We start from the raw sequence: 14,376 nt of genomic DNA, 5'->3' as shown, positions 1-14,376 counted from the left end.
GCTTTATTTATGATCAAAAATCGTTTTTTATAAACTATTTCATATTGCCATCAAAACTTTCGAACAGTAATCGGAGTTCTGCCGTTTTTTCAGGATAGTCCTTTAGAATGTTTGTTCTCTCACTTGGGTCCCAAGCGATATTATGCAATTCCTCAACAGCCTCATACGGTTTACCTGAGATTTGATTTACTCCTCCTGCTACTCTGCGATATTTCCAATCTCCCGACCTGACGGCCTCAACGTGACCATAATTAACCAAATATATTGGTCTATGTGGAGTTTTCAAATCTTCCGATTTACCATTCAACAAGGAATCGATTGCCTGACCATCAATAGCTTTCTTCGGTAAAGGAGCTCCTGTCCATTTAACCAATGTTGGCAGCACGTCCAAATTACTGATTGCCTGTCGAAGGACTTTGCCTTTTTGCGCATAACCTTTTCCATAGACAATGAAGGGTACACGAACACCACCTTCCGTCGTTTCAGCTTTGGAACCTTTGAATACACCTGCAGTGCCCACGTGCCAATTTTTGGTAGCACCATCGTCAGACATTCGTGACGGGTAGGCTATCCACGGCCCGTTATCACTTGAAAAAATCAGAATGGTATTATCAGCTAAGCCTTTTCGCTCGACAGTCTTCCAAAGCTCAGCAAAATTATGATCCAGCTCTTGCATAACTGCACCAAGTGGGCCGGCATTTTGCTGATTTACAAATCGGTTCTTTTTATTGGCAAATGCCAAAGGAAGATGCGGAAAATTGTGCGCGTAGTATAAAAAGAATGGATGCTCTTTGTCCTGCTCTTCTATAAATTTCACGGTTTCTTTGTGGTAGAGTGTGCTTAGGTCTGAATCTTCTGGGGCGATAACTTCTGGTTTTCGATTTCTAAAGATCTTAATGACAGAATCGGTCTTGACATAGGGATCGCGGTAGTCATGGCTATACAGCATCCCATAAAAAGAATCGAAGCCTTGCTGATTAGGATGATGGTAAGACTGTTTGTCTCCGAGATGCCATTTTCCGATCAACGCAGTTCTATAGCCTACTTTTTTTAATAATTCGGCAATCGTTTCCTCATGATCAGGTAAGCCTAAATTAGAGCCAGGACCAATGGGTGCCGGAAGATTATAACGTGAAGCATATCTCCCTGTTAATAATGAAGCTCTTGAAGGCGTACACGAAGGCGTAGACACCATAAAATTTGTCGCTCGTACTCCCATACTGGCGATTGAATCCAAAAAAGGAGTTGAGATATTCGGACTTCCATAACAACCAATGTCGCTATAACCGAGATCATCGGTCAGAATCAAGATAATGTTAGGCTTTTTTTGTTGGCCGTAGGCAAAGGGTACTATTAAAAACAATACCATCAAAGTAAAGAATTTAGAATATCGCTTCATAATTGTATGAGTTAATCGGATCGTGGCACAATATAGCAATTTTTAACAATTCGGATTCTGTTTCAAATTCGTATTTGGGGTTAATTTCTCGATGTGAAATCGGCCAGAGATCATGCTTTTTCGAGTCAAAAACTAGGCTTCCTAATTTAGCCAAGTGGAACTGTTACATCTTTGAGTACGACTTTTTTGGTTTTCATCATAATGTACGCGGCATTGATAACGGACTTCGATTCGATCTGCACATAGTTATATTATCCATAACAGCAAAATCCTGGAGGCAAAACAGTGTAATATACCTTAGTAACCTATAATTTTTCATAGCTAATGAGTTAATGGTAAATACGAACAAGTGCCAACGCCAATCGAAAAACTTGTTTCTATATTAAAGACATTTAGGGAGGCGAGCGCCTCCCCTGCAGTCAATTTGAGAAAAGATAAGGGAAATTATCCTATATTACACATTCGCATTTTCTCACATGGGGATATAGTTATTAAAGATTTAATAGTACTATTAGTAAGGAAAGCGATTTTTGCAAAGTTGATATATTTCATAATTGTATTAAATGTATGGTAAAAAGATCCCATTTTTATTCTTAGCATCTTTTGACATCTTTACAAATATAAAAGAAATTTTAATATAATCTACTAAATCTATAGATTTTATTAAAATAAAGAATATCTTCTAATATGCTCTAATAATAAGACAAAAAAGATCGGTACTTTATCCGGCCGGGTGATCATCTTTCTCGCGATTAACCTGGTGATGGATTACAACGATGAGTAATCGTCTATACTATTCAATCAAAAAATAAAACCCCTAGAAAAGTAGTTACAGTAAAAAAACGTTATATTTAAATGTCATTAACCAAAACTTCGGATCCATGGAAGACATGATTCTTTATAATCGGCTTCAATTTGCCTTTACTATCACATTCCACTATCTATTTCCACAATTGACCATGGGATTATCATTGATAATTGTTTATTTCAAATGGAAATTTCTACAGACACACAATGAAGATTACAACAATGCTTCAAAATTCTGGATGAAGATCTTTGCGCTCAATTTTACAATGGGTGTGGTGACGGGCATTCCCATGGAGTTTCAATTTGGCACAAATTGGGCAAAATTCTCTGAACTGACCGGTGGAATTATTGGACAGACTTTGGCAATGGAAGGAATGTTTTCATTTTTTCTAGAATCCTCTTTTTTGGGAATGTTTCTCTTTGGAGAAAAATTACTCGGTCACAAACTTCACTTTCTCGCAGGGTTGATGGTATTTACTGGTTCCTGGGCCAGTGGCTTTCTGATCATTGCCACACATTCCTGGATGCAACACCCTGTGGGTTATGAAATTCTTGAAAACGGGAAGTTTGTACTGAACAACTTTAGTTCATTGTTTAGCAATCCATGGTTATGGCCTTCTTATCTCCACAATCAAGCTGGATCTCTGGTTACAAGTTCTTTTTTTGTTGCCTCCATTGGAGCTTTCTACCTCCTGAGTGATAGACATAGCAAATTTGGAAAGATATTCGTTAAAAGTGGTGTTATCTTTGGCGTCGTCTCATCCGTTATGCTTGCATTCCCTACGGGCGATCTTGCTGCCAAAAATGTGGTTAAATACCAACCTGCTGCATTTGCAGCCATGGAAGGCATCTTTAAAACAGAGAAGGGCGGATCCGAAATTATCCTGATCGGCCAACCTGATATGGAAAACAAAAAACTTGATAATAAAATTGCTGTTCCAAATGTCTTAAGTTTCCTGACTTACCAACGCTGGGATGCTGAAATAAAAGGGCTAAACGAGTTCGATGGCTCATTACATCCCACAAATGTTCCCGGACTTTATTATAGCTATCATATCATGGTAGGTCTAGGTACAATATTCATCGGAATAATGGTATTGGGCAGTTTCTTGCTTTGGCGAAATAAATTGTATCAAACCAAATGGTTGCTGTGGATTATTATGTTTATGATCCCTTTCCCTTATATCGCCAATACGGCAGGCTGGTATACATCCGAACTAGGACGACAACCTTGGTTGGTCTACAATCTGATGCGTATGGTAGATGGCGTATCGCCCACAGTATCTTCTGGTAATACGTTATTTACCTTATTGGGATTTGTCGGACTATATATCCTTTTGGGCTTACTGTTCCTGATGTTGGTACTAAAAATTATTCGAAAAGGCCCCGAGTCTCATATTGCTTTAAACTAATTTGTCATGGAAATATTCTGGTTTATTGTATTAACTTGCATGTTGGGCATCTACGTTGTCCTTGATGGTTATGATTTTGGAGCGGGAATCATACATTTATTCTTTGCAAAGACTGAACAAGAGAAGAAGGCTGTAACAAATGCTATAGGCCCATTTTGGGATGCAAATGAAGTTTGGCTTATTGCAGCGGGCGGTGTATTATTTTTTGCTTTCCCAACGCTTTATGCTTCATCTTTTAGTGGTTTCTACCTTCCTTTAATGTTGGTACTATGGTTACTGATCTTTAGAGCTATAAGCCTCGAATTAAGAGGACAAGTCCATCATAGGCTTTGGGAAGCCTTATGGGATAAAGCTTTCGGCCTGGCGAGCCTACTTCTTGCGCTTTTTTTTGGAGCAGCTTTGGGCAATGTGGTCCGCGGAGTCAATCTCGGTATGGTTGAAAATGGAGTATCCACCCAAGAACCTTACTATTTTTTTCTAGCACTCTGGAATCCCACCTTTGATCCTTTGGCCGAACATCAAGGTATTATTGACTGGTTTACATTAATACTAGGTTTAGTAGCAGTTGTCACGCTGACTATTCATGGTGCAGGATGGGTTATATTAAAAACATCCAGTACGCTAAATCAACGTCTTAAAAATATCATATTTAAACTGAATTTTGTGTTACTTGCATTGGTCCTTTTATCTGCTTATGTGTGGCATTATGTAAAACCAATCTCCTTGAATAATTTTCAAAATCATTATTGGCTTTGGATCTTTCCATTGTTCGCAGCTATTGGCTTATTAGGGCAGTTCTGGATTAGAACATTCAAAAAAGATGGTACTGGTTTTCTCTTCTCATCGCTGTTTATACTTGGAAGTTTTGCGACGACCGTTGCTTCCATGTTTCCAACCTTACTCCCTTCGACCAATATCATAAACCCCTCGCTTACCATCCAGAATGCCGCAGCACATGAATATGGCCTATCCGTAGGTTTGGGATGGTTTATTTTTGCAGCAATTTTTGTCGTTGCTTATTTTATTATTCAATTTAGGGTCTTTAAAGGAAAACTGGATGATGTCGGTTATGGTGAGCATTAGCATAGTGGCTCCGACAAGCTAGAGCCCCAACAATTTATGTGTTAGTGCAAGTTGTACCAATTCGATCATATTTTTCACTTTAAATTTGGTCAGGAGATTGCGTCGGTGTGTTTCAATAGTAACGGGACTTAAAAATAGTTTCTCTGCAATCTGATTACTGGTATAGCCATCGGCAACCATCGTCAAAATCTCCTTTTCCCTTCGTGTTAAACGTGGAAGATCTTCCATGGAAGGGACAGCTCCGGCATAAAGATCCTTTGCTCTATCGCAAAGCGCTTTCTTTCCATCAAGTCCAAGTTGTACACAACGAAGGAATTCGTCATTAGAAACATCCTTTAGTATATAACCATTCCCGCCATTTCGCATAAACTGAAAAATAAGATTACGATCTGCTAAATTGCTCAATGCAACAACTGGAACCACGGGAAACAGCTTCTTCACCTGTAGACAGACGTCTAATCCGCTGGTGTTCAAAAGTTGCATATCCATGAGTACCAAGTCTACTTTCGTCTTATTCAAAAATTCGATCAATGATACTTCCTCCAAAAATGAATACACTTTATACCCGATTTGGTTATTGAGAAAAGAAGTCACCCCTTCCAATAATAAGGGATGATCGTCCAACACGGCGATAATTTTCATACATTAGTTTTTAACTAAACACTTACTCCTATTTCAATTTGAGTACCCGACCCAAGTTTGCTCTGCATATCAATAGATCCATTGATCCATTTGATTCTGTTGACCATATTATTTAATCCCATTCCATAATTTGCCACAGAAGAGTCAAACCCTTTTCCATTGTCTTCTATCAAAACCTGCAATATTCCCTGTGATTTACTTACCTGAACAATAATAAGGTCGGCATCTGCATATTTCAATGCGTTTGAGATCGCTTCCTGGACGATCCGATATATTGCTAACCCTTTTTGGAAGTCCAGACGTACGTCGTCCTCATAATTTTCAAATTGGATCTGAACCTTATTATTTCTCATCGAAAGACATAATTGCTCCAATGCTGCTATCAGACCAAATTGCCGTAATGACTCGGGCATCAGATTATGCGATATCCGTCGAACTTCACCCAAAATATCGTTCAGTTTGTGCGGTAATTCCTTCGTCAAATCGAATTCACCTACCTGCTCTCCAGCGATCTTAAACTTTAATCCTGTCAACATTCCGCCAATACTATCGTGCAGATCCTGTGCGATACGCTGCCGTTCCTGCTCTTCAGCTTTGAGCATGGACTCGGAAATTTGTAACTGCTTTTCCTTTGCCAATTTCTCTAAAGCAATCTCATGATTCATCTGGATCTGTCCATTCAGTTTCCGTTGTTTTCGATAAGAAAAGGTGACAAATAAAGCAATGATTAAAAGTAAAACAGCAATACCTAAAACAAGAAAGATCTTTAATTGATTGCGATCTTTTTCTGCACGTAGATTTAAAATCAATTTTTCTTTTTCTATGCTTTTGTATTTAGCCTCCATTTCGTTCATCTTCTCCAAAAGCTGGACCTTCTGAATACTATCAGCGAGCTTACTCGCCACATTGGACATCTTTAGTGCCTCTTTGTAATCCCCCATCAATTCATTCACAGCGGCCAATTGGCTATAAACAATTTTACTGTTGTAAAGATCGCGTGTCAACAATCCATTTTTTATGATCTCCTCCAATGGCAATTTGGCTTCAGCATATTTTTTCTGCATCAAGTAGACATTAAACTTTCTAAACAGCATCATCTGGTAGGATTTCCAATTGTTCATTTTCTTCGACCATTCCAAACCAATATTCAACATACGTAATGCTTCATCTGTCTGTTGCTTTGTCGTAAAGTAGAGTGCTTCATTATAATAATAATTGGGGAGTTGGGCAGAGTTGGGCTTGTCTCCCAACATTGCCTTGACCTTATCTAACAATTGTCGGGCCTCTTTTGATTTAACTTGGTAGCAATAGGTGCTTACGGCATTTAAATAGGCTACCAGTAGCGCTGTACTTTCTGGTTGTTTTTCCAGCTGTTTGATCGCTATCTGATGGTATTCATCTGCTTTTGCCAATTGATTGGATGACATAAAGGCCATACCGATCATGGTATTTATTGCACCTTCCATAAGAGGGTCGTGTGCCTTGGCATAGGGCATACATTTACCATTGAGTATATCCAGTAAATCAGCAAAACCTTTTTTCGGAAATCGAATTAGCCCCAGATTATACCAAGCTTTGGCCAATAGTCCCTGTTGAAAGGGCTGTTTGGCATCTCCAAGAATATCTACGCACTTTTGAGCTTCAATCCCAGCTCGCTTATTGTCTAAAAATTGTCCATAGTAGAAGCTTTTGTAAAGCGCTCCCATTGCGTGAAGGCTTCGAAAAGGCTTAGCTAATCGCTCCCCCTGCCGTATATTTTCCCAGAATTTCACAGTATCACGAAAGCGGTAGTAATCTGCCAGATAAAAATGCTGCATTGCTTTCACACTGTCTTCCGAACTCGATAGCAATAACTTTTCCGCGTCAGATCGATATTTATCCTCATTTAATGGCAGAAAACTTTGGGCTTCTGTAAGCTGTATAGTGAAATACAGCATACAACATGTAATTAACTTTAACAAAACTCTACAATGTAACCTCATTAATCAGATACCTTATATAATATGAAATAATAAAAACAGTTTATTGCATTTTTTTGAGATGCAACGCTATAGATGTGCTATTCTGGAAAATTGAGTGGATACTACGAACACTTCAACACACAGATTCTCAAAACTAAGCAATTTTGAAAACATATAAAGCACCTCAATGAATATCGAGATGCTTATTATAGGGTTCAGCAACAATTTTTAAGCTATTTTTAGGAAAATACTATTTTCAGGAACGTCCCGCCACTGTCTCAAATACTGCAGCTCGTGTGGTTGCGATATTGATCAACAGGTCCAATTTACGTTTATAATCCGACGATATCTCCTTTGAGCCTGTGTTTTCAAATAGTTCCCTTTTAACAATAGGTACACTAAAAGGTAAAGTCCATGCCCGTAATGATTTTGCTATGGCATCCATAGCATTGATCCCTTGCAGAGCCTGTACGCCATCCGCCCAACAAACCAGTCCTATATTTTTATCGGTGAGATATGCCGGACTGTTCTTTGCGCTTATCTCTAGCCAATCCAAACAGTTTTTCATTACCCCTGGTACACTTCCGTGATATAAAGGAGATAACCAAAAATGAACGTCTGCCTCCAGAAAGAGATTGTTCATGATCTTTACATTATTGGGTATTCTGCTAAGGCTTGTATCAAATAGTGGTATTCCACTATCCGCAAGGTTAAAAACACTATGCTCAACACCAAACTGATTCAATTGTTCAGCGAAATAATTAGATAATACTCCGGAAGTAGATTCTTGCCTACGCTCCAAGGCGCCATTAAATATTAATGCTTTCATTGTTTCTTATGCTCTTTTAAAAATAACTTTTGGCATTCCGACCTCTCCGTACATCAAAGTTGTAACAATCGGAATTAAGCGTGCAGCAGCTAGCATATAAAGTGATTCTGGCATATGTGGCCTTGCCCTAACAACCACTTTTTGATCCTTATACGGAGACAAATCTGCCCGCTTCAAATTTTGGGTCCATAATTCCAATTCCAATGCTTCCACACTTTTAAAATCGTAATAAGCCACATTAGGATGGAATTTATCGGCTAAAGCCATATAGATCCAGGGGGGAATGATGGCATCAACAGAACAAGTAAAAGCAACGGCTTTGCCTATAAAGGGTCTCAATTCCAATGCAGCAAGAGCCGCTTTAAATTCCTTTTCTTTGACGATTATTTCTTGATAAAATAGTGTCTTGATGTCAAATTCTATAATTTCAAGTGTGGTTTTGAAATCAATGAGATCGAGCGCCAAAATACCCGAATTTTCAACCTTATTTACAAACATGTTATTTTATAATTATTATCTCCGCTTGATTGAATGTTCAAGGTATTTAAATCAATTTATCGATCACCTCTTCGTACTGCTTTTCGACGGCAGACCAATCTAAGACAGACCAAAACGCATCCAAATAGTCTGCTCTTTTATTCTGATATTTCAAATAGTAGGCATGCTCCCATACATCAACACCCAAGATTGGCACTCCCCTACTTGTCAATTGGGTTTCCATCAATGGATTATCCTGATTGGGTGTCGCTACGACATCCAAAGTACCATTGTACTTGATATAAAGCCAGGCCCATCCAGAGCCGAATTGTCCAAGTCCCGCGTTTTTTATTCTCGTTTTCAACTCGTCTAAAGAACCAAAAGTTGCAACTACTTCTTTGGCCAACTTTCCGGTAGGCTCTGTTTTCGGCGTTGCAGATAAAATTTGCCAAAACAAGGAATGATTGTAGTGCCCGCCTGCATTGTTGCGAATAGCAGGACTATATTGACTCACTTGCGCTAGGATAGCTTGCAATTCAACACCTTCAGCATCTGTACCGACTACAGCTTTATTTAAATTATCTACATAGGCCTGATGATGTTTTTGGTGATGGATTGTCATTGTCTCCTGATCAAAATAAGGTTCAAGTGCCCCATAGGCATATGATAAATCTGGTAATTGAAATTTGCTCATGTTATTAGTTTTATTGTTTTTTATAATAAGTCAAAGCTAAATAATAGACTTTAATAAAACAACTATTAAGTTGTTTTATTAAAGTCATAAGCATCAATTTTTATTGGAGATAGTTTAAAAGATGGTCATTACAACAACATGTAGAAAAAGTTGTATCTTTGCTTAGAAAGATTAAACCAACTTTTTTATTGTCAAATGCAAAAATCAGCCGCAGATAGAATATTGATGTTATTAAAAATGCGGGGTGAAGTTACTGCCGCACATATTGCTATGGAGTTGGGCATCACGAAAGAGGGGGCTCGCAAACACCTGCTCAATCTTGCCGACCAAGGGCTTATCGAATCCTATGCAAGAAGTGAAGGTATCGGTAGGCCGTCAACCTACTATTGCCTTTCGGCAGTGGGACTCTCGAAGTTTCCTGATAGTCACGCAGACATTACCGTCCAGCTGCTTCAATCCATTAAACAGTTGCTTGGGGAGAATGCATTGGATTTATTGATTACTGATCGAGAGTCAAAAGTATATCGGAAATATACAAATGCGTTAGCTGGTATTGAAACACTAGAGAATAAACTTGATATTATGGCGACGAAGCGAACAGAAGAAGGATATATGGCCGAATGGAAAAAAGAGGCTGAATCTTATCTCTTCATTGAGAATCATTGCCCTATATGTGCTGCGGCGACAGAATGCCAAGGTTTTTGCCGTTCTGAGCTTCACAATTTTCAACAACTTATCGGGCCATCCTACACAATCAAGAGAATAGAATATATTATCGAACATGGTGCTCGCTGCACCTATCGTATCACTGAAAGAAAATAGTGTAACTTTTTCAGTTACCTCTTATATAATTAATAATATACCAATAAGTATTTTTTATATTTGCAATCAGAAAACAGCGATATCATGTCAAAAGCAGAACAGACCCGACAATTTATCATCGAAAGAACGGCCCCTATTTTTAACAAAAAAGGATACTTCGCTACCTCCTTATCAGACATCACTACAGCTACAGGTTTAACAAAAGGCAGTATCTACGGAAATTTTAAGGACAAAGATGATCTAGCTATACATGTCTATACCTATCAAAGTGAAAAGATTTCAGAAGCTGTTAATCAGCAGATTATACTGCAAAAGACAGCCCTAAAGAAACTTTTCGCTTTTTTTGATTTCTACAAAGAAAATTTTAAAAATATTGCTGCTTCAGGTGGCTGCCCGCTAATGAATGCTGCTATTGAAGCTGATGACTCCTTACCTTTTTTAACACCGAAAGTCAAACGATCATTTGCACTTTGGAAGCAACGATTGATTTCGATATTAGAAGAAGGGATTAACAATGGAGAGTTTAAACGGGATATTTCTGCTGAACATTTTGCGGTGACCTTCATGGCTATGATTGAAGGCGGCATTTTACTTTCAAAAATTTCGGGACGTGCTAAAGATTTCGCCATTCTCTTGGATAATATGAAAGAAATGGTGAATCGCGAGATCAAAATATAATTTTTAAAAAAATACTAATACCAATCAGTATATTATTACATTAATTTTAACATAATAAAAATGAAAAGAGTTGTAATTACTGGCATGGGGACAATCAACCCGCTAGGAGAGAACATTGATATATTCTGGGATAATATTTTACGAGGCGAAAATCGCACAGCTATCATCAGTCGCTTTGACGCATCTTTGTTTCGGACACAGATCGCGAGCGAAATCAAAAACTTTCAACCGGAAAAATACCTCGATAGAAATGAGATCAAAAGAAGTGATTTATTTACTCAATACGCCCTGTACAGTGCATCGCAAGCGCTAGAAGATTCTGGTTTGGATCCAAATATTATGGATCCATTTGACATTGGCGTTATCTGGGGTGTTGGACAGGGCGGAATGGAAACATTCGAAAATGAAGTTGAAAATTATGTAACGGGCAATTACATCCCGCGATTCAGCCCCTTTTTCGTCCCAAGGCTTATTGTTAATATGGCTTCGGGAATGATATCAATGAAATTCGGTCTGCAGGGAATCAATTATACAACTGTTTCTGCCTGTGCGACATCCAATACAGCGTTCATGGATGCATTCAATTACATTCGATTAGGAAAGGCAAAAGTTTTTATCAGCGGCGGCTCAGAAGCACCTATTACCCCTGCTTCAGTAGGAGGTTTCTCTGCGATGAAAGCAATGTCGAGTAGGCATGATGATCCCAAAACTGCAAGCAGACCATTCGATCGGGATCGGGATGGATTTGTTATGGGGGAAGGTGCCGGAGCTCTAATATTGGAAGAATACGAGCATGCCAAGAAAAGAGGCGCAAAAATATATGCTGAACTTGTCGGCGCTTCCATGACTGCTGATGCCTATCACATGACTTCGCCTCATCCAGAAGGCATAGGTGCGGCCAAAGCTATGTCACTAGCGCTAGCGGAAGCCCAAATCAATAGTGATCAATTGGATTACTTAAATCTCCATGCGACTTCTACTCCCGTTGGCGATATTGCTGAACTGAAAGCAATGAAACTTGCATTTGGCAAGTCCAGCAACCTTTGGGTCAGTTCGACCAAATCAATGACCGGCCACCTGCTCGGTGCGGCAGGAGCAATTGAAGCAATTATTGCGATAAAGTCCATAAACAATAATGTAATTCCAGCGACAATAAACATCGAAAATATCGATCCTGCAATTCCTGAAGGAATCAAAATTGTTGTCAAACAACCTTTGGAAAAGACAATTCAAACAGCAATGAGCAATGCTTTCGGTTTTGGTGGACACAATTCAAGTATTCTCTTTAAAAAGATTTAAGATTTTTTTTAAAAAAATCTTGACAAAGTGTAAAAAAGACACTATCTTTGTTGTATCATAATTTAGGTTTATAATTGGTTATTTAAGGTTTTCATTCTCCCCGTTTGAAAACCTTTTTTTATGCCTATTTTTTTCGTCCAATGCTATTTGTATATCTGTTTTTTGTGGATCACTATCCTTGTTGAGGCCTGGAGTAAATTAATCCTATTTTTGGAAGTAGCCAGGTTGACAATCAATCCCACATTTATTCAGTTAAGTTTGCTCGCGCTTTGAAAACAGCAAGCTGGAGCGCATATTCCGTTTGATAAATGATATCACCTTTTTTAACCATTGCCGCGATCAACTGCTTATATATAATCACGATAAGGACTGAAGCAGATACATACGCATACCAACTTGTAACTAATCACAATTTTCAATCAGTTTTTAGACAGTTATCAGTCATTGATTATTCAGTTTAAACTGAGCAAGCACTGAGCAAGCACTGAACGAGCACTGAACAAGTAATGTAGAAAGGTATAATTTGGTCACCGCTTGATCCCAATTTTCTACATTCAAAAATTAAAAGAGAAATTTGATTGACGAATAGAAAGAAAAACTCTTGCTACAAGCGGAAAAATGATTAAGAGCGGTCTCTTGGATTTGAATATGTATTTGACTTACAAAAAGCTATAGAAGTAATGATTATTTTTTAAAACAGGATGAAAAATTTACGCAAAAAAAACAGCGGGATAACCGAAGTTACCCCGCTGCGTAAAAATAAACATATGAAACTAAAATTTTCCTGTACGCTTATCCCACCACATTTGTTCGCCCCATACAAAATCTTTTACTTTAATAGCCGCGGCTTCTACATTAAGTTTGTTATTTTGATACTCGCTATTAGGATAGGGTGCTCGCCATGGTTGATCATTATGGGCCGATCCATAGACAGAATTTAGCGATGGATAATTTGTGGTTGGCACTCCTGTTCTCCTATACAAGCTCCAGGCTTCGTAATTTTCTTTGAAAAGCGCGATCCACATATCCCACCAGATACGTTCCTTAGTGTTGTTCCATTTACCCGCACCACTTAAATATGTTTGGATATCTGCTGTACCAATGCCGTTCTCCTGCATCGACAAGTTTACCGCCTTTTCATAAGCATCTTTTGCAGTGATCCCTACATTATAGCCTAACATCGCTGCTTCGGCCAGACTATAATAAGTTTCACAGGACTTATAAAAGGGAATAAAACCAGCTGGATCACCCATATATTTCTCCCCAATCCATGAAACAGACCTCAGAACCGAAGGCCCTGATTTTGCACCATTCTGGTAGCCCTTATAGGTACCATCGTTTGTCTTTTGAGCAACTGCCCCGATTCTCGGATCCTTTGTTGATAACATGTGATCAATGAAAATATCTGAAAGTCCCCAATTGTCAATTCTTTTTCCGTAGATACCTGAATTGTACCAAGGCTCAAAATAGGGTAATGATCCAGGAAAATTAACATAACAATTTTCGTCGTTACTTTCTATCAACGGGTATTTACTTGAATTGCCAGCAATTTCTTCTATAGTAGATTTTGCTAAACTAGATGATACTGCAGAAATACGCAATGCCATTCTCAATCGCAAAGAATTACAGAATTTTTTCCACATTTCCATATCACCGTTATATATAATATCACTTCCGCCGACTTCATCTGTACCTATTCCAGCAGCCATTTCATCTGCGATTTTCTTCAAATCGGCCATTACAGCTGGATAAATATCCTCCTGTTTATCATATTTAGCTAAAAGCACGCTCCCTTCTTCCGGCAATCCTTTTAGAGCTTCAGAATAGGGAACATCACGCCAACCTTCAGTCAATAAAAACCACATGTAATTTTGCCAAATGCGGCCAATTGTGCGTACGTTTTTAAAGGCTTCAGCTTTATTCTCCGTACTTGCTAGCATATCTTTAATTTGCGTATTATTGTAGTAGCAATTGTACCAGCGATTGCCATATGTATTATTTGTTGGTATCAAACCCGACATGAAATCCATGTACTGTATTTTTACAATATACCCCGCGAACGTTCCATAACCATCCACATCCCCTCCAAACGATTCAGCTGTATTCCGTAAGACATTAATTAACATATTATTTGCCGGCACGCTAGCCAATGCATCTGGATCGGTGTTTATCTCTTCAAAATTTTTTGTACATCCAGAAATTAAAATCATGGATGTAAACACCGGTATACCTAATTTTATCAATAAACTTTTCATAGTTTCTTTATCTTATTC

12 protein-coding genes are annotated in these 14,376 nt (G+C 38.5%); 5 read left to right on the top strand and 7 right to left on the bottom strand.

Annotated features, from left to right (window positions below):
- Positions 1-34: 34 nt before the first annotated feature.
- On the bottom strand, positions 35-1,399 hold the full coding sequence (locus HPC41_RS16700) for a sulfatase-like hydrolase/transferase (RefSeq protein WP_246250800.1): 1,365 nt from the start codon (positions 1,397-1,399) through the stop codon (positions 35-37).
- An 881-nt stretch (positions 1,400-2,280) separates the two neighbouring features.
- Here HPC41_RS16700 and HPC41_RS16695 point away from each other — a divergent pair.
- Positions 2,281-3,618 (top strand): cytochrome ubiquinol oxidase subunit I, encoded by a 1,338-nt coding sequence (locus HPC41_RS16695; protein WP_172395152.1) that lies wholly within the window; start codon positions 2,281-2,283, stop codon positions 3,616-3,618.
- A gap of 6 nt (positions 3,619-3,624) precedes the next feature.
- Positions 3,625-4,701: a cytochrome d ubiquinol oxidase subunit II gene (cydB, locus tag HPC41_RS16690; RefSeq protein ID WP_172395151.1), complete on the top strand. Its 1,077-nt coding sequence runs from the start codon at positions 3,625-3,627 to the stop codon at positions 4,699-4,701.
- An 18-nt stretch (positions 4,702-4,719) separates the two neighbouring features.
- Here the strand turns inward: cydB and HPC41_RS16685 are convergent, their stop codons facing one another.
- The 5 genes from HPC41_RS16685 to HPC41_RS16665 all read right to left on the bottom strand — a co-directional run bounded on the left by HPC41_RS16685 (position 4,720) and on the right by HPC41_RS16665 (position 9,304).
- Positions 4,720-5,343 (bottom strand): response regulator transcription factor, encoded by a 624-nt coding sequence (locus HPC41_RS16685; RefSeq protein ID WP_172395150.1) that lies wholly within the window; start codon positions 5,341-5,343, stop codon positions 4,720-4,722.
- Positions 5,344-5,357: 14 nt separating this feature from the next.
- Entirely contained in the window at positions 5,358-7,280 is a 1,923-nt protein-coding gene (locus HPC41_RS16680) for an ATP-binding protein (RefSeq protein WP_172395149.1), read from the bottom strand.
- 280 nt (positions 7,281-7,560) lie between these two features.
- Positions 7,561-8,133 carry an NADPH-dependent FMN reductase gene (locus tag HPC41_RS16675; protein WP_172395148.1) on the bottom strand — a complete coding sequence of 191 codons (573 nt, stop codon included), beginning with the start codon at positions 8,131-8,133 and terminating at the stop codon, positions 7,561-7,563.
- Between the two features lie 6 nt (positions 8,134-8,139).
- Positions 8,140-8,631 (bottom strand): DUF2480 family protein, encoded by a 492-nt coding sequence (locus HPC41_RS16670; RefSeq protein ID WP_172395147.1) that lies wholly within the window; start codon positions 8,629-8,631, stop codon positions 8,140-8,142.
- 46 nt (positions 8,632-8,677) lie between these two features.
- Positions 8,678-9,304, bottom strand: a complete 627-nt coding sequence (locus tag HPC41_RS16665; RefSeq protein ID WP_172395146.1) for a superoxide dismutase — start codon at positions 9,302-9,304, stop codon at positions 8,678-8,680.
- A 237-nt stretch (positions 9,305-9,541) separates the two neighbouring features.
- Here HPC41_RS16665 and HPC41_RS16660 point away from each other — a divergent pair, with 237 nt between their 5' ends.
- The 3 genes from HPC41_RS16660 (at position 9,542) to fabF (ending at position 12,103) form a co-directional block, all read left to right on the top strand.
- On the top strand, positions 9,542-10,126 hold the full coding sequence (locus tag HPC41_RS16660) for a helix-turn-helix transcriptional regulator (protein ID WP_216660807.1): 585 nt from the start codon (positions 9,542-9,544) through the stop codon (positions 10,124-10,126).
- An 84-nt stretch (positions 10,127-10,210) separates the two neighbouring features.
- Positions 10,211-10,804, top strand: coding sequence for a TetR/AcrR family transcriptional regulator (locus tag HPC41_RS16655; RefSeq protein WP_172395144.1), 594 nt, complete (start codon positions 10,211-10,213; stop codon positions 10,802-10,804).
- A 60-nt stretch (positions 10,805-10,864) separates the two neighbouring features.
- Positions 10,865-12,103, top strand: coding sequence for a beta-ketoacyl-ACP synthase II (gene fabF / locus HPC41_RS16650; protein WP_172395143.1), 1,239 nt, complete (start codon positions 10,865-10,867; stop codon positions 12,101-12,103).
- A 773-nt stretch (positions 12,104-12,876) separates the two neighbouring features.
- On the opposite strand, the gene HPC41_RS16645 is transcribed toward fabF, so the two are convergent.
- Complete coding sequence (locus HPC41_RS16645) at positions 12,877-14,358, bottom strand: SusD/RagB family nutrient-binding outer membrane lipoprotein (protein WP_172395142.1); 1,482 nt, start codon at positions 14,356-14,358, stop codon at positions 12,877-12,879.
- Positions 14,359-14,376: the final 18 nt, after the last annotated feature.

It is taken from the genome of Sphingobacterium prati (genome assembly GCF_013167215.1).
Taxonomy (GTDB): domain Bacteria; phylum Bacteroidota; class Bacteroidia; order Sphingobacteriales; family Sphingobacteriaceae; genus Sphingobacterium; species Sphingobacterium prati.
Note: the sequence above shows the minus strand (reverse complement) of the source record. Positions and strands in the feature narration are given on the sequence as shown.

Bases quoted from the DNA above. Each gene is read 5' to 3' on its own strand.
- HPC41_RS16700 (WP_246250800.1), bottom strand. From the start codon at position 1,399: ATGAAGCGATATTCTAAATTCTTTACTTTGATGGTATTGTTTTTAATA.
- HPC41_RS16695 (WP_172395152.1), top strand. From the start codon at position 2,281: ATGGAAGACATGATTCTTTATAATCGGCTTCAATTTGCCTTTACTATC.
- cydB (WP_172395151.1), top strand. From the start codon at position 3,625: ATGGAAATATTCTGGTTTATTGTATTAACTTGCATGTTGGGCATCTAC.
- HPC41_RS16685 (WP_172395150.1), bottom strand. From the start codon at position 5,343: ATGAAAATTATCGCCGTGTTGGACGATCATCCCTTATTATTGGAAGGG.
- HPC41_RS16680 (WP_172395149.1), bottom strand. From the start codon at position 7,280: ATGCTGTATTTCACTATACAGCTTACAGAAGCCCAAAGTTTTCTGCCA.
- HPC41_RS16675 (WP_172395148.1), bottom strand. From the start codon at position 8,133: ATGAAAGCATTAATATTTAATGGCGCCTTGGAGCGTAGGCAAGAATCT.
- HPC41_RS16670 (WP_172395147.1), bottom strand. From the start codon at position 8,631: ATGTTTGTAAATAAGGTTGAAAATTCGGGTATTTTGGCGCTCGATCTC.
- HPC41_RS16665 (WP_172395146.1), bottom strand. From the start codon at position 9,304: ATGAGCAAATTTCAATTACCAGATTTATCATATGCCTATGGGGCACTT.
- HPC41_RS16660 (WP_216660807.1), top strand. From the start codon at position 9,542: ATGCGGGGTGAAGTTACTGCCGCACATATTGCTATGGAGTTGGGCATC.
- HPC41_RS16655 (WP_172395144.1), top strand. From the start codon at position 10,211: ATGTCAAAAGCAGAACAGACCCGACAATTTATCATCGAAAGAACGGCC.
- fabF (WP_172395143.1), top strand. From the start codon at position 10,865: ATGAAAAGAGTTGTAATTACTGGCATGGGGACAATCAACCCGCTAGGA.
- HPC41_RS16645 (WP_172395142.1), bottom strand. From the start codon at position 14,358: ATGAAAAGTTTATTGATAAAATTAGGTATACCGGTGTTTACATCCATG.